Origin of the sequence: Rothia similimucilaginosa (assembly GCF_029850985.2) — a bacterium.
GTDB lineage: Bacteria > Actinomycetota > Actinomycetes > Actinomycetales > Micrococcaceae > Rothia.
This window is the reverse complement of sequence record NZ_CM138149.1, coordinates 1,670,650-1,696,103: the sequence shown is the minus strand read 5'-3', so window position 1 is coordinate 1,696,103 and position 25,454 is coordinate 1,670,650. Positions and strand designations below refer to the sequence as shown.

The window sequence follows — 25,454 nt, the reverse complement described above, 5'->3', positions numbered from 1 at the left end:
GGTGTTTTAGGAGGATACTATGGCAAAGATTCTGAAGTATGTTCTGGGCCTGGATGGCGCGAATCGTTTTGAATCGTTCTATTCGGTTGGCGTACCCGCGAAGGATTTCGTGCCTTATTCTGCGGTGGATAACCGTGATAATCATGTGACCGATGAAGAATTTGATGTTGAACTTTTTCGCAGCCGCTGGCATCGTGACCCCACCCCGGCTGAGCGTGGCTGCATGCTTAGCCACGTGAAGATGTGGGAGGACTTCGTCGCATCAGATGCGGACTGGGCTCTGATTGCTGAGGACGACGTCCTTATTTCTCCGGATGCTGAGGTGGTGGTGAATGCAATCATCACCAAGTATCCGCAGGTTCAGCTGGTGAACCTGTGCGATGCGTGCTCGTTCAAGGCGGGCACCATGAACCCGCGTGTGGAGTATATTCGCTTGTCTCTGCTGTCTCCTTTTGTGCATGGTAAATACCGTATGGGCAAGCTGTACGGTTCGACTCGCCTGGGTTGCACCGGTCTGTACTTGATTTCCCGTTCGGGCGCTGAGCTGCTGCTCAAGCAGTTTGAGAATAAGGCCCCGGGTACCGTGGCTGATGATTACAAACTGTACCAGCAGTGGGGTGTGGATGTGCGTTTCGTGCAGCCCGGTCTGTGCGATTGGGAGGGTAGCAGCGTCATTCTGGATTCCGGTAAGAGCCACCTGGAGATGCTGGCTGAGAATCAGAAGGGTTCGAGCGCCCTGGATCGAGTGCGTATTGCGTTGGCTCCGAAGATGCGTTTGGTGAATGCAAAGAACGCCCTGGATGCTACTCTTGATGAGGTGAAGCAGCGCCTGGGTAAACCGAAGTAAGCAAGCTCTATATGAAGTCCCTCTTCGTCACATGTGTGGTGGAGAGAGATTTTTGACGGGTATTTTCAGATTTTGCGTGTGAGATTGTGCACAAAGTGTGAGACATAACAGGAAACTGTGTACCAGTTGCTGGGACTATCTTAGGCTGGGTGATAGGCTATACATATCATTCACTCATTGACTAGGCATTATGCCATAATACGCGTGCGCTTTCGGCGTGCCCCGTATATGTTGTTGTCGAGTCAATACTTTGGTAACTCATGCAGGGCTCATGTCGTTTCACGCTAAGGCTGTATGGGCGTGCCACAGAAAAGGGAACATCATGGCAAAAGTCCTAAAATACGTCCTTGGCATGGACAATAAGAATCGCTTTGAATCTTTCTATTCGGCGGGTGCGCCTGCCCAAGATTTTGTGCGCTACTCTGCCGTAGATAACCTTGACGGCCACGTCACTGATGAAGAATTTGATGTCGAATTTTTTCGATCCCGTTGGCATCGTGACCCGAAGAACGCCGAACGAGGATGTATGCTCAGCCACCTGAATATGTGGCGTGATTTTCTGGCAAGCGATGCTGACTGGGCCCTCATTGCTGAGGACGACATTATTATCTCCGCAGATGCTGAGCCCGTAGTGCAGAATATTATTGCTAAGTATCCGCATGTCCAGATGGTTGTCCTCTGTGATGCACTCGCGCTCGAAGCGGGTAAGATGAACCCGCGGGTGAAATATCCTCGTATCTCTTTGCTCTCCCCGTTCGTATACGGTAAATACCGTATGGGAGGGAAATACAGCCTGACCCGCTTGACCGGTACTGGTCTATACCTAATTTCGCGTTCCGGTGCTGAACTTCTTCTGAAGAATTTTGATAAGGGAATGCCGGGTACTGTGGCTGATGATTACCCCCTGTACGAGGAATGGGGCATGGACGTGCGCTACGTACAGCCCGGCCTATGCGATTGGGAAGGCTCTAGCCTCATCGAAGACCTTGGCATTCGCCACGTTGAAACGCTGTATAGGGGTCTGCAAGCTAATAACATTATTGGTCGCTTGCGTGTTTTGCTAGCGCCGAAGGCACGTTTGGCCAACGCTAAGAACGCCTTGCTGTCTACCGTTGAAGATGTGAAGCGTCGCCTGGCACGGTAACCTGGAGTGTAGAAACCTACACCTACCGAAGGAACACCGTGAACGATCTGCCCCTGCTCGGCCCCGCTGAGATTCGTGAGCTTGCCGAGATGCTGGGTATTCGCCCGACGAAGACTCTTGGGCAGAACTTTGTGATTGATCCGAATACGATTCGTCGTATTGTCAGCGCGGCAGAGATTTCACCGGAGGAGACGGTGCTGGAGGTTGGCCCGGGCCTGGGTTCGTTGACCCTCGGCATCCTGGATGCTGCGAAGGATATGGTTGCGGTTGAGATTGACCCGCCGCTGGCTCAGCAGCTTCCGCACACGATTGAGAAGTTCTGCCCCGAGAAGGCGGGCGATATTGATGTGGTGCTCATGGATGCTCTGAAGGTCACCGAGCTGCCCCGCACCCCGGACGCCCTGGTGGCGAACCTACCCTATAACGTGGCGGTTCCGGTGCTTCTGCATCTGTTTGCGCAGTTCCCGAGCATTCGTCACGCCCTGGTGATGGTTCAGGACGAGGTCGCCGACCGTCTTTCGGCGACCCCGGGTTCAAAGATTTACGGTGTGCCCTCGGTGAAGGCTAATTGGTATGCCGAGGTGTATAAGGCGGGCGTGATTGGCAAGAATGTGTTCTGGCCTGCGCCGAAGATTAACTCGGGCCTGGTGGGTTTCCGCATGCGCGAGGAGCCTCTCTCTACCGTTGACCGTGACCTGGTGTTCACGATTGTGGACGCCGCTTTCGCTCAGCGCCGTAAGACTCTGCGCGCTGCGTTGAGCTCCTGGGCGGGGTCGGGTGCGCGTGCGGAGCAGATTCTGGTGGCTGCCGGTATCGCTCCGACGGAACGCGGTGAGAAGCTGGATATTCACGGTTTTATCCGCATTGCGGAGGCTTCGCTGACTATTCCGGCTGAGCCTGTAGCGGAGTAGCTTCTTCCCGCTCTGAATTTTTCACTAACGTTCTCTCGCGAGTTCCCGCGCGAAAGGTGTATGCGCTGATGAGTACCCAGGCCGCTATTTCCGTTGATGCTCCCGGTAAGGTCAATCTGTACCTCGCCGTGGGGGATGTCCGCGCGGACGGCTACCACCTGTTGACTACGCTTTTTGCGGCGGTCTCTTTGATGGAGACCATCACGGTCTCTGAGGGGCAGATGCCGGGGCTGAGCTTGAACATGGATATTGTGCCCGGCTCCCTGGTGGATCAGCAGATGCAGGCGGGGCAGTTCGACCCTGCCGCTGTGCCGATGGATGAGCGGAATCTTGTGTACCGTGCCGCCGAGCTGATTCTTACGGAGCACGGTATTGATTCTACCCCGGCACTGCACTTGCATATTGCGAAGGCTGTGCCCGTGGCAGGCGGCATGGCTGGCGGATCAGCGGACGCGGCTGCTGCACTCATTGCTACGGACCGCTACCTGCACGCAACCGGCCGCACCGGTGAGCTCCTGACCCAGACAGATTATGAACGTCTCGCCGCGCAGCTGGGCGCCGATATTCCCTTTAGCGTGCGCGCTGCGCTCGGACAGACCCTCGCCCTGGGGCAGGGGACCGGTACCGAGCTGCAGAACGTTGCGGCTCCTCGGAAACCCCTGCATCTGGTGATTGTTGCCGCGCAGTTTGGCCTCTCAACCCCCAGTGTCTTCAAACAGTTGGACGCCGGCCGCGCCTCGGCGCTGTACCCCGCCTCCGGTGAGCTGCTAGAACCCGCAGAGCTTCTCGAAGCACTGAACTCTTACGACGGTTCGGAGGCGGCGCTCGCCTCCTTGACGTCGCTGTTGCGTAATGATTTGCAGGCACCCGCACTTTCGTGCGCCCCGCAGCTTGAACAGACCCTGAACCTGTGTGATAGCGAGGGCGTGTATGCATCACTGGTGTCCGGTTCCGGTCCGACGGTGCTTCTGCTGGTTTCTTCGCAGGCTCGGGCGGAGGCTCTGGCTGCCTCTCTCCGCGCTGAGGGCCACCACGCCGTGAGCGCGCTGAGTGCCTGAATACCACGCCTATATCTGGCACTATAGATAACAGTTCTATCACTCACTGACTTCTACCGTTCTCTGGCTGAAAGGGAGAATACGATGAAGGTTAAAAATATTGTTATTGCCCAGGACCGTTTTAGTATTCTGGGCGGTATTAGTACCGTGAATAAGCTGCTGGGACGCGCTTTTAAAGAGGCTGGCTACAACGTTAGCTATATGGCGCTTTTCGACAATATGGGTGATAACCCTGACGCGGTAAACCCTGATTTTGTGGTGCATACTGGCTCGCTTGTTTCGAAGACAACGCATAATAAGCTGGTTTACAACAACCCCGGCCCGCTGGGTCTTGTTCTGACGGCTAAGAAGGGGTTTACGGCCCTGTGGGATCGCTATAACGAGGCACGTACCCGCCGTTACCTAAAGTCTCTGGACGAGGAGACCGTCATTTTGACTGCGATGAACGGCATCGGGGCGTACCTGGTAGATTATGCGCGCGCCGCTCAGAAGCGGGGTATCAGCTATCTGTACGAGTTCCACAGCGGCTACGACAGCGCCTACCGTGTGGACTCCGAAAAGGAGCTTCGTCAGTTCGCCGCTGTTTTTGATTCTTTTATCGCTCTTTCTGAGGGTGATGCGCAGCTCTTTGCTGAATGGCTGAACCGACCGGTGGAGGCGGTGTCGAATCCGAATGCTTCACTGGATCCTGCCGTTGAGCAGAAGGTCCTGGCTCTGGCGCAGCAGAAGAAGCCGGTGGTGCAGTTTATCGGTCGTTACTCTGAAGAGAAGGGCCTGATGCGTATTCTGGAGAGCTTTATTACGTGCGCGCCGGAGTTCCCGGAATGGGTTTTGAAGCTCAACGGTAGTGGTGATGAGGCGATTGAGCGTCAGATGAAGGACCGTATTGCTTCCCTGGATTCTGCGCTGGCTGAGCGCATCGTGGTGGGCGGTCCTCAGAACTCCGAGCAGGTGCTTGAAGCGTACGCTGAGGCGTCGTTGACTATTGGCGCCTCTGATTTTGAGGGTGCGCCGATGTCCCTGCAGGAGGCGATGCGTGTGGGTACCCCCATGGTCTCGTACCCCTCGTGCTGGGTTCTGCGAGATGTGCTTCCGCAGGTGGGCTACCTGGCGCAGGAGCGCAGCGTGGAGGCGCTGACCGAGCAGCTGCGCGTGGCGATGAGCGATGATGCGCAGCGTGCGGAGAAATCGGAGCGTTGCTTCCAGAAAGCGAAGGAATACGCACCTGAATATATTGTCCGACGCTGGGAAGAAGTCTTCGCATCGATTCAGCGTTAGTCTACGACGCGAATATAAACCTGAACATAGAAGAATGCCGGTTCTAGATATCTAGAACCGGCATTCTTCTATGCGCGCTTAGTGGTTGTTCATGAGCTGACGCTCGGGAACCGCACGGAAACGGTACTGGAACATTCCTTCAAGAGCACCCAGGTTCGCACCGGCTTCTCGCGCACCCACCAGGCGAGTGGCGGGGGAGAGTAGAAGTGGCAGGGACTTCGCCAGGGCTATGACCGAGTACTTGATGCTGGGGCCGTTCATACCCTGATCTTTGAAACGCATCCACAGGAGTATGCGGTAGTGCTGGTAGTTGCGCTGCTGACGGAAGATTTTCTTCGGGGTGGAGCGGAGACGGTAGCGCACCAGCGAGGCGTAGGTCTTGTAGAAGGGGATACCAGTTTGGCTGACTCGCCAGGAGAAGTCGGTCTCTTCGGAACCCGCGATGTAGCTGCAGTCCATGCCGCCGATACGTAGGTATACATCGCGGGGAACGGAGAAGTTGCAGCCGGTAATTGAGGGCAGGAAACCCGCGAAGGGAGCGATCTCCGCTTCGGTCTCTACCAGGGAGGGATTCGCCAGGACCTTCTCGTCCGAGTCGAGCGGAACACCGTAGGCCTTGAGCACCTCAACGGGGTTGTCGTTGTGCAGGTTGGCGCCCGAAACAAGTGCCGGACCGTGCTCATCCTGGACCGCCAAATGACCGTCCAGCCATCCGGTTTCTACATAGTCGTCGGAGTCGCAGAAGACGAGAATCTTACCGCGTGCCTCACGTGCGCCGACGTTACGGGCGTTTGCGGGGCCCTTAATGTTGCTGGAGTCCACACAACGCAGGGGGTAGGGTGCGTTGAAGGCTTCTACCAACTCGACGGTGTTGTCGGTGCTACCGTTATCGCTGACGACCACCTCAAAAGAGCGATTGGTCTGCTGCGCGGCAAGCGCCTGCAGCTGCTTTTCAATGAAAGCGGCGCCATTGTAGACGGGAATAATGACGGTGGCGTCGTAACGAGAGGTTTCAGACATACTTACCTGCCTAGTTCCACAACCCAGACCAGAGCAGACTGGTATTTGAGCTGTTTGAGAGTGTTGAGCATAGATACCTTCATAAGGGCGAGCGGGAAAATTACTCCCTAAAAGTGTTAAAAGCTAATACCTATAGTAACGGGATATCGCCCCGAAACGAGGCGGTATCCTGCAGAAGCAGATGAGAAATCCGCTGTTACATATGGCATATGAAGTTGGCGTTAGCCCAGCAGTTCGGAGAGTTCGAGCCAGCGCATTTCTAGCTCGTCAATCTCATCCTGAAGTGCCTGCTGCTGCTCGCCGAGCGCCGCCAAACCGGCGTAGTCCGAGGCATCGTGCGCGCTCATCTGCTCAGAGAGCTTCTCCTGCTCAGCAGTGAGCTTGGCGAGGCGGCGCTCAATTGCACCGGATTCCTTCTGCGCCGCACGTAGCTCGGCACCGGAGACCTTCGGGGTATCCGGCTCAGCAGAAGCCTGCGCCGAGGATGCGGCACGTGCCTGCGCGCTACCGGCGGCAGAACCGCCAGCACCGGCTGCCGAGAGCGCCAAATACTCGTCCACACCGCCGGGCAGGTGACGGAACGAACCGTCAATCACGGCGTACTGCTGATCGGTCACGCGTTCTATGAGGTAACGGTCGTGGCTGACCACCAGCAGGGTGCCCGGCCAAGTGTCCAGCAGGTCCTCCATCGCGGCGAGCATATCGGTGTCCAGGTCGTTGGACGGCTCGTCGAGAATCAGCACATTCGGTTCATCCAGCAGAATCAGCATGAGCTGCAGGCGACGCTTCTGACCACCCGAAAGGTCCTTGACCGGAGTGGACAGCTGCGCACTCGTAAAGCCCAAACGCTCCAGCATCTGTGAGGTGGATAGCTCCTTACCATCGGCAATGTAGCTACGCTTCTTGCGCCCAATCACATCCGAGACACGGTCGTTAGCGACCTCGTTGAGCTCATCGAGCTGCTGGGTCAGGGTCGCAATCTTCACAGTCTTACCGTGCTTGACACGACCCTCGGTCGGCTTCAGATCACCGGTTACCAGGGAGAGCATCGTGGACTTACCCGCGCCGTTCACGCCCAGGATTCCGGTGCGCTCGCCGGGGGCAATACGCCAGGTGACCTTCTTCAGCACGGGACGCTTGCCGCCGGGCATCGAGGGGTCGTCATAGACGACGGAAACATTCTCGAGGTCGACCACGTCCTTGCCGAGGCGGGAGACTGCCATCTTCTTCAGCTCCAGGGTGTCACGCACCGGCGGAACGTCCGCAATGAGGGCGTTGGCGGCATCAATGCGGAACTTCGGCTTGGAGGTACGCGCGGGCGCACCGCGGCGCAGCCAAGCGAGCTCCTTGCGCATCAGGTTCTGACGCTTCGCCTCCGCTGCGGCTGCCTGACGGTCACGTTCTACACGCTGCAGAATATACGCCGCGTAGCCGCCCTCGAAGGGTTCGACGATGCGGTCGTGCACCTCCCAGGTATCGGTACAGATTTCGTCAAGGAACCAGCGGTCATGGGTAACGACCATGAGGCCGCCCGCATTCTTTGCCCAGCGGGACTTCAGATGGTTGGCGAGCCAGGTGATGGCTTCAACATCCAGGTGGTTGGTGGGCTCGTCGAGCATGAGCACGTCCCACTCCTGCGCGAGCAGTGAGGCGATTGCTACACGTCGGCGCTGACCGCCGGAGAGTGAAGAGATGGGTGCATCCCAGGGAAGGTCAGAGACCAGACCGGAGATGACATCGCGGATGCGTGCCTGCGAGGCCCATTCGTATTCGGGGGTTTCACCCACAATTGCGTAGCCGACGGTGTGGTTGTCGTCGAGGATGTCTGACTGGTCGAGGTAACCGATGCGCGTGTCGCCGCGCACGGTAACCCGGCCGGAGTCCGGTTCGAGCCGGCCGGCAAGAATCTTCATGAGGGTGGACTTGCCGTCGCCGTTGCGACCGACAATGCCGATGCGGTCGCCTTCGTTCAGGCCGACTGTGATGCCTTCAAAGATGGTTCGGGTAGGGAATTCGAGGTGCAGCGATTCGCCGCCAAGTAGATGTGCCACGCCTTCTAGGGTACAGGGTGAGTCTTCACTTCAAGTAGTGCTCCAAATTTTGATGAGGGGGTACTTGATGGCGGTGAGATAAGCTGTGGGGATTGCGGGGTGTGCGGCTAAGTTGAGCACAGATATTTGATAAACTGAGGAAAGCATTTCCTGCATTGCGTTGTTCTGTGCCCAAAATTGCGGCCATGACGATGAGGACCCGTTAGCGGGGGGCTTGTCGTGAATGTAAGGATAAATGCAAGGATAATCCGCCATGGTGTAATGGCAGCACAGCGGCCTTTGGAGCCGTTTGTCTAGGTTCGAGTCCTAGTGGCGGAGCGTAAGCACTCAACGGCACCGTTGATAGAGAGTTATCGGTCCGCGCTCACTCCTCACTCTTGCAACCTCGTCTAAGGAGTCTTCCCAGTGAACACTGAACTGGCACCCTCTGCAGTGATCGTTCTCGCTGCAGGCGCTGGTACGCGCATGAAGTCCGCTACCCCCAAGGTCATGCACGGCATTGGTGGTCGATCCATGGTTGAGCATGCTGTCGCTGCTGCACGAGATTTGAACCCCGAGCGCCTCGCTGTTGTGGTACGCCACCAGCGCGATAAGGTCGCTGAGCATGTGCTTACATTTGACCCTGAGGTAACCATCGTTGATCAGGACGAGACTCCGGGTACTGGTCGCGCGGTTGAGGTCGGTCTGAATGCCCTGGATGCGCAGGCACCCGTCTCCGGCACCGTCCTGGTGACCTACGGCGATGTTCCTCTGCTGCGCCCCGAAACCCTGCGCGAACTGATTGCCTTCCACGAAGAAGACAAGAACTCCGTAACTGTCCTGACCACCCACATTGGTGAGCCCGGCGCCTACGGTCGTATTGTCCGTAACCAGGCTGGCGAAGTGACCGCCATTGTTGAGGCGAAGGACGCTTCCCCCGAAGAACTCGAAATTACCGAAATTAACTCCGGTATTTACGCTTTTGACGCCGCTGTTCTGCGAGAGGCACTGCTCGAGGTGACCACCAACAACGCACAGGGCGAGAAGTATATTACCGACGTTCTGTCCATCGCTCGTTCTAAGGGCTACCGCACCTCCGCTCTGGCTATTGAGGACCGTTGGGAGGTCGAGGGCGCTAACGACCGCGTGCAGCTGGCTCAGCTGGGTCGTATGCTCAACAACCGCATCCTTGAGACTCACATGCGTAACGGCGTGACCGTCGTTGATACTGAGAACACTTGGGTTGATGTTACCGTCACCATTGAGAACGACGTAACCCTGCTGCCTGGTGTACAGTTGCACGGTTCTACCACCGTCGCTACCGGCGCTACCATTGGCCCAGACACCACCCTGACTGACATGACCGTTGAGGCTGGTGCTACCGTCATCCGCGCGCACGGTCACGGCGCTGTCATTGGCAAAGGTGCAACTGTTGGCCCGTTCGCATACCTGCGCCCCGGTACCACCCTGGGTAAGGACGCTAAGCTTGGCACTTTCTGCGAGGCTAAGAACTCGCAGATTGGTGATAGCGCAAAGATTCCGCACCTGTCCTACGTTGGCGACGCCACCATCGGTGAGGGCGCGAACATTGGCGCTGGCTCTATCTTCGCGAACTACAACGGCCTGGTGAAGAGCCGCTCCGTGATTGGCGCACACGCCCGTATGGGTGCTGCAGGCATTTATGTTGCACCTGTTACTGTCGGTGACGGTGCCTACTCCGGCGCGGGCGCGCTAATCCGTAAGGATGTTCCTGCGGGCGCCCTCGCCTACTCTGAGACTTCCCAGCGCACTATCGACGGCTGGGTCCTGAAGAACCGTGCCGGTACTGAACCCGCCGAGGCAGCTAAAGCTGCTGGTGCGCAGGAACCGGCAGAATCCTAATTCGAGGAAAGAACAACACCATGAGTAGCGAGATTACCAACCCTGGTGAGCGCAAGCTTGTAGTGGTCTCCGGTCGAGCGCACCCCAAGCTTGCCGAGGAGATTGCGCAGGCACTTGATCACGACCTGCTGCCCACCTCCTCATACACCTTCGCCAATGGCGAGACCTACGTCCGCTTTGAGGAGTCAGTGCGCGGTGCGGACGCTTTCGTGATTCAGTCGCACCCGGCACCCATCAACGAATGGCTCATGGAGCAGATCATTATGATCGATGCGCTCAAGCGTGCCTCCGCTCGTTCCATTACCGTGGTGTCTCCCTTCTACCCCTACGCTCGTCAGGACAAGAAGCACAAGGGTCGCGAGCCCATCTCGGCACGTCTGATTTCGGACCTATACAAGACTGCTGGTGCTGACCGCCTGATGTGCGTGGATCTGCACACCTCGCAGATTCAGGGCTTCTTTGACGGCCCGTTGGATCACCTCTTCGCGATTCCTGTTCTGGCGAAGCATATCCGCGAGCGCGTTGAGGATCTTTCGAACGTGACCGTTGTTTCCCCGGACACTGGTCGTGTCCGTGTAGCTGAGCACTGGGCTGATCTGCTGGACGGCGCCCCCCTGGCGTTCGTGCACAAGACTCGCGACATTAACGTCCCCAACCAGGCTGTTTCTAAGACTGTTGTGGGTGATATTGAGGGTCGTACCTGTGTGCTGATTGACGACATGATTGACACCGGCGGTACCATTGCTGGCGCTGTGAAGGTCCTCATGGACAAGGGCGCGAAGGAAGTTATCATCGCAGCTACCCACCCGGTTCTGTCTGATCCTGCTGCTGAGCGTCTGTCTCAGTGCGGTGCTGTGGAGGTCGTCGTGACCAACACCCTGCCCGTGCCGGAAGAGAAGCAGTTCGATAACCTGACTATTCTCTCCATCGCTCCGTTGATCGCTCGCGCTATCCGCGAGGTCTTCGACGAGGGCTCTGTGACCGAGATTTTCGAGCACTAAGCTTCTAAAGCCTAAAGAGAGTCCCCCGCCGACCGTCGGCCGGTGGGGGACTTTTTGTTGTATGAAGCTAAAGCTTACCCCGGCAGGGACAGATACTTGTCCCTGCCGGGTTAATGCTCTATACGGTGCAGCGTAATTAGCGGTGTACCTGTGCAAGCCAAGGCAGAATCATGCGGAGGGACTGCTCCACCTCGTCCACGGCAACTTTCGCTGCTGCGGGGCCGCGGCGGTAGGGGTCTTCTAACTTGTCGCTATCGAGCGGACGAGCACCGTGTGAGTAGAGGTAAGAGAGCGGCTCGGCGCGGCGTGCATCCTCACGGATACGTGCAACCTGCTTGAGCAGCTTGATCTTGGCGTGGTGCTGGGGCCATTCGCGCACGATCCAGTCGGCGTGTACCTTCTCAGCGACCAGGATAATGGTGGCGTTCTCGACGATCTGGCCGTTAAGCTGGCGGGAGGCGAAACCTTCGGGGTTGTAGCCGCGCTCAATAAGTTCTTTGGCTACGTGCTCGTAGACGCCGTGGCCAACGAGTGCGCCGGTACCCGCGCTGGAGAAAATCCACTTGTCTTCCAAACCGTATTCTGCGGCGAGGTGCTTGGAGATCACCTCACCGGATGCGCTGCGGGCAATGTTACCGGTGCATACGAAGAGCGCTTCGAAGGGGCCGTCTTTGCGGACGCTGTCGGTAGGGTTGAGAGTCTTGGGGGAGAGCTTGAAGAGGGAGGGGCGTTTGCCGCGAGGCGTAGTAGCCGGGCGGGAAGCCTGTGCGTTCTGGCTGTTAGCTTCTTCGGGGTTGGCGAGCTCTTTGGCATCAACGGTGGGTGGGTTGTGCTGGCCTACACGGATAATGCTGGGGCCTGTGGGCTTAGCGTCTACATCGAGGATGTCAGCGGGGGCTGCCTCGATATCGGTATGGGTGAGAGGCTGCGAGATGGTTGCGGTGCCGTCGGCGCTCAGTTCTTCTTTCGGGGTGACTTCCTGCTGAGGGGTCCGCGTAGCGGTGTATGCCTCGTAGTCGTCTACTGCTTCAAGGAGGGAATCGTCAGGGGAGATGGTGCGACTGGCTATCCCGTGGCGGTTCTTGCCTGCCAGCTCGGGGCTACTCTTAATGAGGGAACGGCCTCCATCAGCAATATTTGCGGAGGAAGAAACAACGGTCGCCGAATGTTCCTCGGTGGTTTCTGCGGAGTTGGTTTTATCCTCGGAGGAGCCCCATGCGTACTTGTCCTTGAGGGACTTAATGTTGAAGATGCCCATCAAAAAGCCTTTTCTAATTGACGTACCCAACAGTGAACAGGGAAGCCGGAAGTGTCGGGTTGGTTGAATGAATAGTATCTATCATACCGAGTTACTTGCACCTTCAACGGTTCCTTTTCCTGTGTGTGGCGAATACCCATAAATGTCTTGTGTTTTAGCTACGAATTAGAGGTGCTTCTTTCCGCTAAAGATGACCAAAAGTACAAGCTTGATGCTGAAAATGTTTAGAGGGTGCGTGCTAGAATTGGCGTGAAATGCTGGTCTTCTTCTCGCTCAGGGGCCAGCGAGTACACTCACCAACGAGGACCAATGAAGAGCATTTATACTAAGCTTCGCCTGTTTTTTCCCGGACGGAGCTTTACGCTACTTGTCTTTAACCTGATCGGCCTGTTCGTTCTGTCTTTGATGGAGATGGTCGGTGTTGCTGCTGTTCTTCCCATCGTGAATATTGCGATGGGCGCGGAAATTACCGGCTATCTGGCTGTTCTCTCGGATGCTTTTGGTAATCCTCAGCGATCTGAGCTGGCGCTCTATCTGGGCATTGTTCTGGTGCTCGCCTTTGTCATTAAAGGCATTGCATCGCTCATCTTTAAGCGCTGGAGCCTGAAATTCACCGGTTACCAGCAGTTGGCAACTTCTTCGACTATCCTTAACCACTACATGAAGGATAGCTACTTCAATCATAGGAAGTCCCAACCTGAAGATACTGTGTATCTGATTGGTACTTATGTGGTTTTTGCCTACCGCGGTTACGTCGGCTCAATTATTAACTTCATCGGTGACCTACTGTCGATTCTTGTGTTGCTGGTGATGATTCTCTACGTTATGCCGATTCCGGCTTTGATTGCCTTTGCTTATTTCGGTATCACTATCTCTGTGATGCAGTTCTTCCTGCGTCAAGGAAACGCTAAGTACGGTGAGATTTCTGCTCGTGCCGGTCGTGACGCTCTCCGCTCGCTTTTCGACAACATCAAGGGTTTTCGCGAGATTCGTATTTCTAATTCGCGTGAATTGACCGTTGAAGAGTACCGCCAGTATGCGCTGCGTAGCGTGAATAGCGAGGTGAATATTTCCTTCTTCGCTGATTTCCCCAAGTACGCTCTAGAAATTATCTTCATTGTCGGTATTGCAGGTCTTTTGAGTCTGATGACATCGACCCAGGGAGCCGATAGTCTGCCAGCTCTGATGCTTTTCGCAACCGCATGCATCCGTATTCTGCCGAATGCCACCCGTATGGTTGCTTCTCTTGGCAGCATCCGTGCGAACGAGTTCGCTAGTGAAGAGGTTGCTAAGGTTATCCGATCAATGAGCCCCGAAGAGCAGCGTCTGCAGATGGTTAAAGCCAAGAGTGAAGTTGACCCGGCAACCATTATCAACTCGGGTATTGAACTCGTGGATGTTCAGATCGATAACTTGGTCTACCGTTACCCGGATGGTGATAAGGATGTTCTCAAGGACATTCAGCTGGATGTTCCGGCTGGTACCTCGGTTGCTTTCGTGGGTGGTTCCGGCTCGGGTAAGACTACTCTGGTTGACTTGATTCTTGGTCTGCTGATCCCGGCGAGCGGTACGATTTCTAGCCAGGGTAAGGATATCCATACTGATTTGCCTTCCTGGTACCAGAAGATTGGTTATGTCCCTCAGGATCCCTACCTGGGTAATGGCACCCTGCGTGAGGCAGTTGCCTTCGGTATCCCCGACAAGCACATTGACGATGACCGTGTGCTCTACTGCCTTGAGTTGGCGGAGCTGATGCCCGTTGTCGGGACTCTGGAAGAAGGCATTAACACTCCGATTGGCGAAAACGGTAACCGTCTTTCCGGTGGTCAGCGTCAGCGTGTGGGTATTGCGCGTGCGATGTACCGTAACCCGAGCCTGCTGGTTATGGATGAGGCAACCAGCGCACTGGACAATGAGACTGAGCACAAGATTACTCAGACCATTAACCGCATCTCCCAGGAGATTACCGTGATTATCGTGGCTCACCGTCTTTCCACGGTGCGTAACGTTAACCAGCTGGTGTACCTCTCCCAGGGCCGCATCGCAAATAAGGGAACTTTCAAGGAAGTTCAGGCTGCCAACGAAGAATTTGCGAACCTCGTTCGCCTGGGCCAGCTGCCCGACTAATTGAAACTATGGGGGGTGATCGTATGCAGAAGTAAGTACGGTCGCCCCCCATAATTTAGCCTTCTATCGATTGTGATTTTTAGGCACCTCACTCAAAGGACATTATTGTGATTCATACCCTCCGTGTTTCTGCGGTTATTCCTTTCTACGGCGAGCCGGAGCCGGTTCTTGCCATTATTGACACTCTGCGTGCTCAGCAGGGTATTGACCCCGCCGATATTGAAATCGTTGTCTCGGATGACGTTTCGCCCACTCCCTTCCCCGACGTTGAGGGCGTGACCGTGGTTCGCCGCCCTGTGAATGGTGGTTTCGGTAAGGCTGTGAACTCTGGTGTTGCTGCCGCTACCGGTGAGTGGGTTTTCATCCTCAACAGCGACCTGGAGCTGGATAACAGCTTCGTCTCGCGCATGCTCGCAGCCGTGGAACGCCACGGCGAGATCCTGGCTAGCCCGCAGATCATTGGCCACGACGGCAAGCAGCAGTGGGTGGCACGTAAGTTCCCCACCGCAGCGCATGTGGCGTGGGAGTGGTTCACTCCGTTGGCTCGTTTCAAGCCGACCAACTGGTGGCACCGCGGTGTTGGCCACGATGTTGAGGCATGCACCGGCACCTCCGATGCGAAGGTCGACTGGGTTATGGGTGCGTGCATGGTCGTTCCTCGTGCGACCTTCAACCGCATTGGTGGCATGGATGAGCGTTTCTACATGAACAGTGAAGAGGTGGACTTCCAGTACCGCCTCCGGAACGCTGGCGTGGACCGTTACCTGATTCCTTCGGTGACTGTAACCCACGAGGGTGGCGGATCTTCGCCCTCCGAGCGCCGTGTGCAGTGGCTGACCACTGCTCGTTTCATTTATGCGGACAAATGGGGCTGGGAGAAGAAACTGACCAACCTACTGCGTGTGACCAGCTACGCGAACTTCCTGGTGAACTCGGTGCGCGGCCTGCGTAATAAGGATGTGGACGCTCGTGGATTCCTCGCCACCGAGCTGGAGCGTATCGCCAAGGCAGAGCGCCGCGAGAACTAGGGGCGAAACGTGCGGAATCTACAGCGGTAGTTCCGCAAGATTTCTAGTCCTCTTCGTCAGAAGGTGCATATAGAACGTAGGAGGCGACACAGTGCACTCGAGTGTGTCGTCTCCTGCTTTCATTGTAAAATTTCAATAGGTATGTTTTGCCTCAAGTTGCAGGTGAAACTTTCCGTTCCTCTTCGCTCCAACACATAGCACCGCACGGTTCTACCCTGCGGGTTCTTATAGCAAATGCCGACAGGATTCAATCCTCATATGACTCAGCCTAAACTTCTACTGCTCTCACCTGCATTCCACGGGTACTGGAAGGCAATTCAGGCATCCCTGGAAGTGCACGGATACGAAGTGCGCACCCACATTTACGATGCGCCGGGTACTCTGCCCGAGCGTATCCTTAACAAGCTTGCCCATGAGCTGCCCGAGAAGTACCGCCCTGAAAGCTTCGCTGCTCAGGCTACTCGTAAGGCGATTGATGCTTTCAACGAATTCCGCCCCGATATTGTGCTGGTCATTAAGGGCGATATGCTCTCCCGCGAATGGTGGGATCTGCTGGAGACTTCCGGTGTTCGCTACGGTACCTGGCTCTACGATGAAATGCGCCGCATGAGCTACACCGAAGAGGACCTGCACCACCTGGGCGCGCTGGCAAGTTACAGTCCACTGGACGCGCAGCACCTGCGTGAGCAGGGCTTCGAGGTGTTCGACATGCCCAACGCCTACGACACCCATTGCCCTGTTGTCCCCATGCGCGAGGACTCCATCAACTTCGTGGGCGCTAAGTACCCTAACCGTGAGGAGACCCTGCAGGCGCTGGTCGCAGCCGGTCTGCCGGTGCGTGCTTATGGTCGTGCTTGGTCGCGTCACCCCTACGACATTCTGCGCACTAAGCAGTTCAAGGATTCCGGTGTGCCCGCAGGTCGCGATATTGACCGCTCTGAGGCGTACGGTATTATGGCGTCCTCCCCGGCAACGCTGAACATCCACAATAATCAGGATGGTTTCACTATGCGTACCTTTGAGGCTCCAGGCGTGGGCGCTCTGCAGGTGATCGACCGTGCTGATGTGGATCGCTACTACAATCCCGGTGAAGAGGTCCTGGTCTACCAGAGTATTGATGAGCTCATCGAGATCTGTACCCGTATTTTCCGTGAGCCGAAGTGGGCTCGTCAGATTCGTGAAGCCGGTCAGAAGCGCACTTTGGCCGAGCACACCTTCGATCAGCGTGTAAAGATTTTGGAGCAGCTATGGGCCTAACCTATCCCATTGATATTGATGCATGGGCTGCCTGGCAGAAGCGCCAGAACACCCTGCGTTGGGCTAAGACCGAGGCTCGTAGCCTTATCGGCCGTCTGCGTGGAGGAGGTAGCGTTGAGCAGGAAGGCCCCGTCGGAGGCGTGCTATACACCCGCGGTGCTGTACCCCGTGTGCTCATCGTGCTCGATTCTTTCTCCCCGACAAGTCGCAACTCCCTGCTGGAGCCGCTCAAGCATCTTGAGAATGTGGGTGTGGCCCTGTGGGTCCCTGAGGACGCCTCGGAGTACCTTAACGGTCAGTACGCCACCGAGCGCTACAGCCGTGATGCCTGGACCGAACAGGAAGTGACGGGTAACCAGTTGCAGGAGCTACTGCCCGGTGTGCGCGTGGTTCTATCCCTAGGCCACTACCTGGCCCGCGGTGCAGTAGCTTATGAGTTCTCTCGCGCGATTGGTGCTGAGTACTGGGTGGTTCAGCACGGTCTGCTGGTGCCTCAGGCACCGCCGCTACCGGTAGGATGCACCCTGCTGGCTTTCAGCGAGGCAGACGCCGAGTTCTGGGCATCGGGCCGACGCGACGTGACCACCCACACGGTGGGTTCACAGCTGCTCTACCTGGCAGCGCAGAAGGCTGCCGGTGCTGAGGCGCAGCAGCAGGACCACCTGGAGCCGATCTTCCTGGGGCAGATGCACGGTGCGGAACTGCCGCGCGCATCCTTCGCGTATGCTTCGCACTCCTTCTTGAAAAAGTACGGTGGCGTTTACCGCCCGCACCCGAGCGAGAAGGACAAGCTTTCAGGACTGACCCATAAATTGTGGGAGAAGGAAGGCATCCGCATTGACCGTTCCGGCACCCCGCTGAACGAGGTGCCGAACCCGGTGGTATCCATCTTCTCCACAGGTGTTCTGGAGGCTGCAATACGCGGAATCCCGGCGTGGGTTTACCATCCGGCACCGCCAGCATGGCTGGTGGAATTCTGGGACCGTTACGGTATGAACCAGTGGGGTCAGGAACCGACCCCGGCACCGGTTCAGCCGAAGAAGGAACCGGCACAGCGTATCGCTGAACTAATAATTGAAACTTTGGAGGCATAATGCGTATTCTCTGCGTCATCCCCGTGCGCGGTGGCTCAAAGGGCATTCCGCGTAAGAACTTGCGCCCCATTGCGGGTAAGCCGCTGGTCGCATGGACCATCGAGCAGGCACTGGCTGCTAAGGAAGAAGTGGCCGGCGAGCACGAGCTACGTGTTGTCGTCTCCACCGATGATGCTGAGCTGGCTGATATCGCCCGCGAGTACGGGGCAGAGGTGCCGTTCATGCGCCCGGCACACCTGGCTGAAGACACCACCGCAACCGAGCCGGTTATCGAGCACGCTATCGAGTTTTACACTGAAAACGGTTGGGAACCTGAGGCAGTCATGCTGCTGCAGGCAACCAGCCCCGTGCGGCTGCCCGGCACTCTGGCTCGTGCGGTTCGCCAGTTCGCGGAGAACGGTAAGGACTCCATGGTCGGTGTGATTCCGATTGGTCCGTTCATCTGGACCTGGCACGCTGACGGTGAGCCCACCGCGGCGTTCGAGATTATGGCTCGCCCGCGCCGCCAGGAACTGACCAAGGAAACCTTCCGCTACCGCGAGAACGGGTCGATGTACATCACCAAGACTCACGTGTACATGGACCACCACAACCGCCTGGCGGGCTACCCCGGCGGTACCATTGACTTGTTCATGCTGGACGAGGTCGAGGGCGTCGACATCGACGCGCCGATTGACTTCTCCGTGGCAGAGCACCAGCTCACTCAGATCCTGGCCGAAGGCAAGTAACCTTCACCCGCGGCAGTACCTCGTCTGCCGCTCCCGGCTTGACCGGCACTCAGGCATTCAACTAAACGCTCAAACGAAAAGGTCAAAATCGTGATTATTGAACGCAATATTGCCCCCTATGTGGTCTTCGCTGAAGACCCGATTCTCAACGCTCTGCAGAAGATTTCTGCTAACGGCCAGCGCATTATCTTCCTGGTGAACGAGTCTGGTATCCTGCGCGGTTCGCTCTCTGACGGCGACTTCCGTCGTTGGCTGATTGCTAACCCTACCGCATCCCTGGAGACCAGCGCGCTGGAGGCAGCAAACACCAACCCGCAGACCGCACCGGCTAACGCTGAACCCGAGACCCTGCGCGCATACTTCGCGAAGGGTATTAACCACGTGCCGCTGACTGACGAGCGCGGTCATCTCGTGGCGCTGGCAATGGATGAACAGGACGTCCTGCGCATCGGTAAGCACACCATCAGCGAGGATTCCCCCTCCTTCATCATTGCTGAGATCGGTAACAACCACCAGGGTAGCGTTGACTTCGCTAAGGAACTGGTGGACCTCGCTGTTGAGTCCGGCGCGGACGCTGTGAAGTTCCAGCTGCGCGACATGGACGCTCTGTACCGCCAGCGCGGCGCAGCAACCGCAGGTGAGGACCTGGGCGTTCAGTACACCCTGGACCTGCTGTCCCGATTCTCCCTGACCGTTGACCAGATGTACGAGGTCTTCGACCACGTCAAGCAGCACGACATGGACATCATGTGCACCCCCTGGGACGCACCCTCCGTTCAGGCGCTGGTTGACTACGGTATCCAGGGCATGAAGATTGCTTCGGCTGACCTGACCAACCACGAGCTGCTGCGTGACGTTGCTTCCCGTGGCCTGCCCATGCTGATTTCTACCGGTATGAGCCGCGAAGAGGAAATCCTCGAGTCCGTGGCTCTGCTGCGTAACGCTGGCGCATCCTACGCTCTGCTGCAGTGCCAGTCCGCATACCCGGCACCCTTCAAGGACGTCAACCTGGCATACATGGACCGCCTGGCTGAGATTGGTCAGTGCCTGGTTGGTTACTCCGGCCACGAACGTGGCTACCACGTGCCGATCGCTGCTGTTGCTCGCGGTGCGAAGATCATTGAGAAGCACTTCACCACCGACAAGACCCTCGAGGGTAACGACCACACCGTCTCCCTGCTGCCTGAGGAATTCAAGGCAATGGTTCAGCAGATCCGTGAGGTTGAGACCGCTATTGGTTCTGCTGCTCCTCGCGAGGTGTCCACCGGTGAGCTGATGAACCGCGTGAACCTGGCTAAGTCCCTGGTGGCGACCCGCCACATTGCTAAGGGCGAGGTTGTGACCGAGGCTGATGTTGCTGTGAAGTCCCCCGGCCGCGGTCTGCAGCCGAACTACCTGCCGCAGTTGCTGGGCCGCACCATGCAGCGCGACGTTGAAGAAGGCTCGTTCTTCTTCGAGGGTGACCTGAAGGACGATCTGGTGACCCGCCGCGACTTCAAGTTCGACCGCCCCTGGGGTCTGCCGGTTCGTTACCACGACTACAAGCCGCTGATTGAAGAGGCTAAGCCGGACTTCCTGGAGTTCCACTTCTCCTATAAGGACCTCGAGATCAACATCGACGACGTCTTTGACTCTAAGCTGGACATGGGCTTCACCACCCACCTGCCCGACCTGTTCGCAGGCGACTTCCTGGTGGACCTCGCGTCCAAGGACCCCGAGGTGTGGGAGCGCTCCATCGCTGAGGTTCAGCGCACTATTGACATCACCCGTGACCTGACCCGCTACTTCACCGTAGAGGAGGACCCGGTCATGGTCGTGACCATGGGTGGCTTCACTAAGGACAAGCACATCCCCGCATCGGCACGTGCTGAGAAGTATGAGCGCATCGGTGAGGCGCTGAAGCGTCTGGACGCATCTGGCGTTCGCCTGGCTGCTCAGACTCTGCCTCCGTACCCCTGGCTGATGGGTGGTCAGCAGTACCACAACCTGTTCCTGGATCCGAAGGACACTGCAGAGTTCTCGCGTGCGTTCGAAACCGCGCTCTGCCTGGACATCTCCCACACCATGCTTGCTTGCAACTTCCTGAACATTCCGCTGTCGGAGGCTGTTGAGCAGCTGGCACCGCTGTCCATCCACCTGCACCTGGTGGACGGCACCGGCGTTGACGGTGAGGGCGTTCAGGTCGGCGAAGGCGATGTCGACTGGGCTTCCCTGGGCAAGCAGCTGCGTGAGCTGGCACCGAAGGCATCCTTCATTCCCGAAATCTGGCAGGGCCACATCAACAACGGTGAGGGCTTCTTCACTGCACTGGACCGCCTCGAGAAGTGGCTGTAGAAAGTAGACACTCACTCATGAATTCAAACGGATTTCCCACTGCCCTGTGGGTCGTTCCGGTTCCCGAGTTTGGTGGAGTAGCTCGGCACGTTGTCGATATGGCACGTGCCGGGCTCCCCGGCTTTAACCTGGTGGTTCTCGCACCCGAAGGTAAGCTCACAAGCCGCCTTGAGGAACTGGGCGTCACCGTCATCAAGGCTGAATTTGGCCCCGACTACGGTTTTAAGACTTCCTTTACCTCTCTGCAGAAGGCTATTGAGCAGCTCCGCCCGGATATTGTGCACAGCCACCTGGCGTATGCGGACGTTGTAGCGACCGCCGTGGTGAATGCTCTGCGTATCCGTAGCGTTATCAAGCGTGGCACCTGCGTGCCGAAGCTTCTGACCACTGAACACGGTATCGCCGGTAATGACTCGGTATACCACGGTAGCTCCTGGCGTTCTAAGCTCATGGAGACCGTACACCGTGTGCGCCTGTGGGGTACCGACCAAGCGATTGCTGTTTCTCGTTCCACCGCTGATCAGATGCGTGCCAAGTGGGGCGCTCGTGGCGTGGAACTGGTGTACAACGGCGTGGACATCCCCGAAGTGCACGCGGCTGTTGAGCAGCAGCGTGCACCCGATGAGGGGGGTCCGCGTATTCTTTCGCTGTCTCGTCTGTCCCCTGAGAAGGGTATTGATGTGTTGCTGGACGCTTTTGCGCAGCTTCGTGCTGATTACCCGCAGGCTCATCTTGAGATTGCGGGCTCTGGCGATTTGGCGTCCGAGTTGCAGACTCAGGCGCAGCGTCTGAACCTGGGTGATTCGGTGACTTTCAGCGGCTTTGTTAACCCGATTGAGGCGATGGGCCGTAGCGACATGATTGTTCAGCTGTCGGTGTGGGAGAACTGCTCCTATACTCTGCTGGATGCTAAGGCTGCTGGCCTGAAGACGGTCGCTACCGCTGTGGGTGGTAACCCGGAGATTTTGGGTGCCGACGAGCTGGTGGACCGCCAGAGCACAACCCTAACTCAGGATGTTCTGCAGGCTATGCGCCAGCAGCTGCAGAAGGGTGAGGCTGAGCCTTTCACCTGGATTTCGAATGAGCAGATGGCCGCTCAGACGGTTGATGTATACGCACGTGTACTTCGAGGAGGCAGCTCATGAGCCAGACTTCGCAGGTTTACGCGCACTTGAACGAGCCCGCTGAGAAGCCGGAAGCTTCACGTTTCTCTGAAGCGGTGTCTCGCAGTAGCGATTATGTCCGCCATCAGACTAGCCAGATTCGTATGCCCGAGTTCATTATGGCGTTCCTTCTGCTTTTTGGTGATGCTGTGCCTGGCCTCGGTTTGCCCTTTAACCAGGTGGTCATTCTTGTTTTGGCAGCGTACGGTCTGACCCGTAAGCCAACTTTTGACGTGAGTCATTTTTCGGGTCTGCGCGCAATTATGTTTATTGCAATGGGTTACCTCGCAATTGTCTCGTTCTACGGTGTACATTCCGAGGACGCATCGGATTGGACTCGACGTTTGCTCCGTCTTATGGCTGCAACCGTGTTGATTTGGGCTATTGCAGCCGGACGCCTGCATATTCGCTCCATCGTGTTGGGATATTCCACCGCAATTATCTTCAACGCGGTTGCCTACTTCGTTGGCTTTGCGCCGGTGACCGGTTACTACGGCTACCTGACCGGTTGGCTGGGCGATAAGAACTTCTCGGGTCTGGTGTATTGCCTCTTTGGTTTGCTGATTCTGAGCTTCGCCCGTAACAAGATTGAAGTCATTCTTGTCATTGTGGTTTTTTCTGCTTTGTTGTGGGCTACTGGTTCTCGTACCTCGATTGCTGCCTATGTGGCGGGTCTGATTTGGATTGTTATTGCGAACCGTATGAAGACCTTTGGTCGTATTACGTTGGGTGTAGCGCTGTACTGGTTAATTGATATCTTGACTAGCGACTACTCGCAGTCCGGCGTCTTTGCGGACCGTACCGGTACGGATGCGCTTCGTTCACTGATCGACCAGGCTTCTGAGATTAAGGTTCAGGCTTCTGGCTTCTTCGGGCAGGGCTTGGGCGAAGCATATGTCTATCTGGCACATACTGGTTCGAAGACCTGGTTCTTCCACAATTCATACTGGTCTGCGCTTGTTGAGGGCGGTTGGCCATGGATGATTCTGGTCGTTGCCATTACCTTGCTCTTTATCGTGAATGTGTTTAGCGGCAAAAAGACTCTGCCGACTAAATTCTATGTCGTGCAGGGTGCAGGCGTTGCCATCATGATTTGTGCTTCTCGTCTGGGCGAGGTGTTCTACACCTGGCCGTGGGCTATTGCATGCGGTTTTGCTCTACGTGTGTTGCTGCTTGAACGTGAACAGCGTTTGGGTACCGGCCACGATGAGGCAAGTATCGAAGGCTTTGACGAGCGAATTGAAATTCGTGAGGCGGAAGAGAAGTCGCAGCACGCTGCGCCGATGTGGAAGGAAGAAAATGTCTAAGACTAATCGAACTCCTGAAGTTAGCGTCATTATTTGTGCGCTGAACGCTGCATTGACTCTTCCTCGCCAGCTTAAGGCCCTGGAGAACCAGGAAACTATGCTTCCGTACGAAGTAATTTTGGTAGACAACGGTTCAGAGGACAACACCCGCGCCGTTATGGAAGCGTGGGCTCAGGAACCCCGAGAGGATAAATTCATGGTCAAGGTCGTGGACGCCTGCGCAACTCCGGGTATTCCCGCGGCCCGTAACGCCGGTGCACGTGCCGCATCGGGTAGAGTCTTAGCATTCTGTGATGCAGATGATGAAGTATCTCCTCAGTGGGTTCAGGCGTTTTCAGAGGTGCAGGATATGGAACTGGCCGGTGGCTGGATTCGCGCTTTTGATGCTAATGGCAACCCGCGCCCCGATGCCTTTGGCAAAGGTCTGATTGCGACTCCTTATCTGCCGCACGTGGGCAACTGCAATTGCGCTATGACCCGTGCACGCTTTTTTGAAATTGGCGGTTACGATGAGTCTCTTCCTCGCTACGGCTATGAGGATGTGGATATTTCGTGGCGTCATCAGGAAGCCGACGGCGTGATGCGCTTTATCCCTGAAGCAGAGATTCGTTTTACTCTCTCGGAGGGGAAGAGCTCTATCCGTAAGAAGTATGAGCTGGGTGTAGGACGTGTGCTGATGGCCCGTCGTTTTCCCAAGTATGATTCTGCAACGTATTTGTTGAAGTCTACTGTGACCGGCAGTGTTCAGCAGCTGTTGAATATCCTGCGTCAGGCTATGACCCACCGTAAAGTTGCTCGTCGAGATGTTGCCAACTGGGTTGCATCCCTGGGACGTATCCGCGGAAGTATCAAATACTCCGGTAAGAATTATGCACCCGCCCGCAAGCTGGTGAAGGAGTAGAAGGATGGAGAAAGAACTCTACATCGCCACCAATAATGGTGATATTGGTGGCGGTGAGGTCATGCTCCTGAATATTGCTCGAGCAGCCCGTAGCCTTGGCTACAAGGTCACTATTGTGGGTCCTTCCGAGCCGAAGCAGCTTGTAGAAGCTGCTGCGGATGAGGGGTTCCCCCGCATTGTCTTGCCGGCTAAGAACCGCGCACAGTATATGGTGGCTCTGCGTAGCTGGCATGCTCGCCATAAGGACGTTCTATTGTGGTGTAACGGTCTGGTTCCCGCAACAGCAACGGGCGGTCGTAAGAACCGCATCGTGCACCTGCACCAGCTTCCTGCCGGTGTGAACGCGAAGCTCGTACCCTTTGCCCGCCATAAGGCGTCTGTCACCCTGGTTCCGAGCCGCTATGTGGCTCGTGCCTGTCCCGGCAGCCAGCTGTTTGCGAACTGGGTCAGAGGTGTATCCACCGAGCTGGACCACCGTGTGGGGGAGTACCGGCTCCGTGTCGGTTACCTGGGGCGTTTGACTCCGTCTAAGGGCATCGCAACCCTGTGCCAGGCGATGAGTTCCTTGAACTCTAACGGTATCGAATACGACCTGGTGATTGGCGGCGAGCCTGTCTTCGCATCTGACGAAGAACGCGCTGAGGTCGAGGACGCGCTAGCCCGTGTTGCCACGTTCAGCACTCGGTTGGGCTGGACTACCCCGGATCGTCTTTTCGGTGATATCGACATGCTCGTTGTACCTTCGATTGCCCCCGAGTCCTTTGGCTTGGTGGTCGCTGAAGCGATGAGTGCACGCGTCCCTGTGATTGTCAGTGATGCTGGTGCGCTATCGGAGGTGCTGGGTGGCGCATCGTACCCGTATGTTGTGCCTGCTGACCAGCCGGTAGCTCTTGCACAGGCTATTAAGAGCCTGGGTACTGAGCTTCGAGAAGACACAGAAGCACTGGCGGAGCGAACCTCCGAGCTGTTCTGGCGGTGGCAGGAGAACTACTCGCCTGAAGCAGGTAAGGTCCGTGTTGGTGAGATTCTGGAACGTTTTATCCGCTAAGGTGCTTCTAAATCTATAGATCATTCCCAACGGATATCC

General features: G+C 56.7%; 20 protein-coding genes and 1 tRNA gene. 18 read left to right on the top strand and 3 right to left on the bottom strand.

Features of this window, described 5'->3' with window-relative positions; translation table 11 throughout:
- Positions 1-19 precede the first annotated feature (19 nt).
- The 5 genes from QFX07_RS06975 (at position 20) to QFX07_RS06955 (ending at position 5,238) form a co-directional block, all read left to right on the top strand.
- A complete protein-coding gene (locus tag QFX07_RS06975; RefSeq protein WP_279754297.1) occupies positions 20-847 on the top strand; it encodes a glycosyltransferase family 25 protein in 828 nt (275 codons plus the stop codon).
- Between the two features lie 352 nt (positions 848-1,199).
- A complete protein-coding gene (locus tag QFX07_RS06970) occupies positions 1,200-1,991 on the top strand; it encodes a glycosyltransferase family 25 protein (protein ID WP_279741802.1) in 792 nt (263 codons plus the stop codon).
- Positions 1,992-2,029: 38 nt separating this feature from the next.
- Positions 2,030-2,902, top strand: coding sequence for a 16S rRNA (adenine(1518)-N(6)/adenine(1519)-N(6))-dimethyltransferase RsmA (rsmA, locus tag QFX07_RS06965; RefSeq protein ID WP_279754298.1), 873 nt, complete (start codon positions 2,030-2,032; stop codon positions 2,900-2,902).
- A 68-nt stretch (positions 2,903-2,970) separates the two neighbouring features.
- Entirely contained in the window at positions 2,971-3,960 is a 990-nt protein-coding gene (locus QFX07_RS06960) for a 4-(cytidine 5'-diphospho)-2-C-methyl-D-erythritol kinase (RefSeq protein WP_279754299.1), read from the top strand.
- An 84-nt stretch (positions 3,961-4,044) separates the two neighbouring features.
- Complete coding sequence (locus QFX07_RS06955) at positions 4,045-5,238, top strand: glycosyltransferase (RefSeq protein WP_279754300.1); 1,194 nt, start codon at positions 4,045-4,047, stop codon at positions 5,236-5,238.
- A gap of 78 nt (positions 5,239-5,316) precedes the next feature.
- On the opposite strand, the gene QFX07_RS06950 is transcribed toward QFX07_RS06955, so the two are convergent.
- Together QFX07_RS06950 and QFX07_RS06945 are read right to left on the bottom strand one after the other, a co-directional pair.
- Positions 5,317-6,258: a glycosyltransferase family 2 protein gene (locus QFX07_RS06950; protein WP_279754301.1), complete on the bottom strand. Its 942-nt coding sequence runs from the start codon at positions 6,256-6,258 to the stop codon at positions 5,317-5,319.
- Positions 6,259-6,479: 221 nt separating this feature from the next.
- Positions 6,480-8,309, bottom strand: coding sequence for an ABC-F family ATP-binding cassette domain-containing protein (locus QFX07_RS06945; RefSeq protein ID WP_279754302.1), 1,830 nt, complete (start codon positions 8,307-8,309; stop codon positions 6,480-6,482).
- A gap of 247 nt (positions 8,310-8,556) precedes the next feature.
- Between QFX07_RS06945 and QFX07_RS06940 the strand changes: the two genes are divergently transcribed.
- From QFX07_RS06940 to QFX07_RS06930, 3 genes are all read left to right on the top strand, one after another.
- A tRNA-Gln gene (locus QFX07_RS06940) sits at positions 8,557-8,627 on the top strand.
- An 87-nt stretch (positions 8,628-8,714) separates the two neighbouring features.
- Positions 8,715-10,169, top strand: coding sequence for a bifunctional UDP-N-acetylglucosamine diphosphorylase/glucosamine-1-phosphate N-acetyltransferase GlmU (glmU, locus tag QFX07_RS06935; RefSeq protein WP_279754303.1), 1,455 nt, complete (start codon positions 8,715-8,717; stop codon positions 10,167-10,169).
- A gap of 20 nt (positions 10,170-10,189) precedes the next feature.
- Positions 10,190-11,170, top strand: coding sequence for a ribose-phosphate diphosphokinase (locus tag QFX07_RS06930; protein ID WP_279754304.1), 981 nt, complete (start codon positions 10,190-10,192; stop codon positions 11,168-11,170).
- Positions 11,171-11,306: 136 nt separating this feature from the next.
- Here QFX07_RS06930 and QFX07_RS06925 read toward each other — a convergent pair whose 3' ends face one another.
- Positions 11,307-12,428, bottom strand: a complete 1,122-nt coding sequence (locus QFX07_RS06925; RefSeq protein ID WP_279754305.1) for an arsenate reductase/protein-tyrosine-phosphatase family protein — start codon at positions 12,426-12,428, stop codon at positions 11,307-11,309.
- 309 nt (positions 12,429-12,737) lie between these two features.
- Between QFX07_RS06925 and QFX07_RS06920 the strand changes: the two genes are divergently transcribed.
- The 10 genes from QFX07_RS06920 to QFX07_RS06875 all read left to right on the top strand — a co-directional run bounded on the left by QFX07_RS06920 (position 12,738) and on the right by QFX07_RS06875 (position 25,415).
- Positions 12,738-14,555, top strand: coding sequence for an ABC transporter ATP-binding protein (locus QFX07_RS06920; protein ID WP_279754306.1), 1,818 nt, complete (start codon positions 12,738-12,740; stop codon positions 14,553-14,555).
- A gap of 107 nt (positions 14,556-14,662) precedes the next feature.
- The gene (locus QFX07_RS06915; protein ID WP_279754307.1) at positions 14,663-15,583 is read left to right on the top strand and encodes a glycosyltransferase family 2 protein; all 921 of its coding nucleotides are present in this window, start codon (positions 14,663-14,665) and stop codon (positions 15,581-15,583) included.
- Positions 15,584-15,841: 258 nt separating this feature from the next.
- Positions 15,842-16,840: a CgeB family protein gene (locus tag QFX07_RS06910; protein WP_279754308.1), complete on the top strand. Its 999-nt coding sequence runs from the start codon at positions 15,842-15,844 to the stop codon at positions 16,838-16,840.
- On the top strand, positions 16,831-17,934 hold the full coding sequence (locus QFX07_RS06905) for an RNA-binding protein (RefSeq protein ID WP_279754309.1): 1,104 nt from the start codon (positions 16,831-16,833) through the stop codon (positions 17,932-17,934). Before QFX07_RS06910 ends, QFX07_RS06905 begins: the two co-directional genes overlap by 10 nt.
- Positions 17,934-18,662: an acylneuraminate cytidylyltransferase family protein gene (locus QFX07_RS06900; protein ID WP_005506932.1), complete on the top strand. Its 729-nt coding sequence runs from the start codon at positions 17,934-17,936 to the stop codon at positions 18,660-18,662. The genes QFX07_RS06905 and QFX07_RS06900 overlap by 1 nt, the downstream gene beginning before the upstream one ends.
- 90 nt (positions 18,663-18,752) lie before the next feature.
- The gene (locus QFX07_RS06895) at positions 18,753-20,996 is read left to right on the top strand and encodes an N-acetylneuraminate synthase family protein (RefSeq protein ID WP_279754310.1); all 2,244 of its coding nucleotides are present in this window, start codon (positions 18,753-18,755) and stop codon (positions 20,994-20,996) included.
- 17 nt (positions 20,997-21,013) lie between these two features.
- On the top strand, positions 21,014-22,141 hold the full coding sequence (locus tag QFX07_RS06890; RefSeq protein ID WP_279754311.1) for a glycosyltransferase family 4 protein: 1,128 nt from the start codon (positions 21,014-21,016) through the stop codon (positions 22,139-22,141).
- Positions 22,138-23,466, top strand: coding sequence for a hypothetical protein (locus QFX07_RS06885; RefSeq protein WP_279754312.1), 1,329 nt, complete (start codon positions 22,138-22,140; stop codon positions 23,464-23,466). The genes QFX07_RS06890 and QFX07_RS06885 overlap by 4 nt, the downstream gene beginning before the upstream one ends.
- On the top strand, positions 23,459-24,367 hold the full coding sequence (locus QFX07_RS06880; protein ID WP_279754313.1) for a glycosyltransferase family 2 protein: 909 nt from the start codon (positions 23,459-23,461) through the stop codon (positions 24,365-24,367). The genes QFX07_RS06885 and QFX07_RS06880 overlap by 8 nt, the downstream gene beginning before the upstream one ends.
- 4 nt (positions 24,368-24,371) lie before the next feature.
- Positions 24,372-25,415: a glycosyltransferase family 4 protein gene (locus QFX07_RS06875; RefSeq protein WP_279741826.1), complete on the top strand. Its 1,044-nt coding sequence runs from the start codon at positions 24,372-24,374 to the stop codon at positions 25,413-25,415.
- Positions 25,416-25,454 lie beyond the last annotated feature (39 nt).

Bases quoted from the DNA above. Each gene is read 5' to 3' on its own strand.
- QFX07_RS06975 (WP_279754297.1), top strand. From the start codon at position 20: ATGGCAAAGATTCTGAAGTATGTTCTGGGCCTGGATGGCGCGAATCGT.
- QFX07_RS06970 (WP_279741802.1), top strand. From the start codon at position 1,200: ATGGACAATAAGAATCGCTTTGAATCTTTCTATTCGGCGGGTGCGCCT.
- QFX07_RS06960 (WP_279754299.1), top strand. From the start codon at position 2,971: ATGAGTACCCAGGCCGCTATTTCCGTTGATGCTCCCGGTAAGGTCAAT.
- QFX07_RS06955 (WP_279754300.1), top strand. From the start codon at position 4,045: ATGAAGGTTAAAAATATTGTTATTGCCCAGGACCGTTTTAGTATTCTG.
- QFX07_RS06950 (WP_279754301.1), bottom strand. From the start codon at position 6,258: ATGTCTGAAACCTCTCGTTACGACGCCACCGTCATTATTCCCGTCTAC.
- QFX07_RS06930 (WP_279754304.1), top strand. From the start codon at position 10,190: ATGAGTAGCGAGATTACCAACCCTGGTGAGCGCAAGCTTGTAGTGGTC.
- QFX07_RS06925 (WP_279754305.1), bottom strand. From the start codon at position 12,428: ATGGGCATCTTCAACATTAAGTCCCTCAAGGACAAGTACGCATGGGGC.
- QFX07_RS06920 (WP_279754306.1), top strand. From the start codon at position 12,738: ATGAAGAGCATTTATACTAAGCTTCGCCTGTTTTTTCCCGGACGGAGC.
- QFX07_RS06910 (WP_279754308.1), top strand. From the start codon at position 15,842: ATGACTCAGCCTAAACTTCTACTGCTCTCACCTGCATTCCACGGGTAC.
- QFX07_RS06905 (WP_279754309.1), top strand. From the start codon at position 16,831: ATGGGCCTAACCTATCCCATTGATATTGATGCATGGGCTGCCTGGCAG.
- QFX07_RS06900 (WP_005506932.1), top strand. From the start codon at position 17,934: ATGCGTATTCTCTGCGTCATCCCCGTGCGCGGTGGCTCAAAGGGCATT.
- QFX07_RS06890 (WP_279754311.1), top strand. From the start codon at position 21,014: ATGAATTCAAACGGATTTCCCACTGCCCTGTGGGTCGTTCCGGTTCCC.
- QFX07_RS06885 (WP_279754312.1), top strand. From the start codon at position 22,138: ATGAGCCAGACTTCGCAGGTTTACGCGCACTTGAACGAGCCCGCTGAG.
- QFX07_RS06880 (WP_279754313.1), top strand. From the start codon at position 23,459: ATGTCTAAGACTAATCGAACTCCTGAAGTTAGCGTCATTATTTGTGCG.
- QFX07_RS06875 (WP_279741826.1), top strand. From the start codon at position 24,372: ATGGAGAAAGAACTCTACATCGCCACCAATAATGGTGATATTGGTGGC.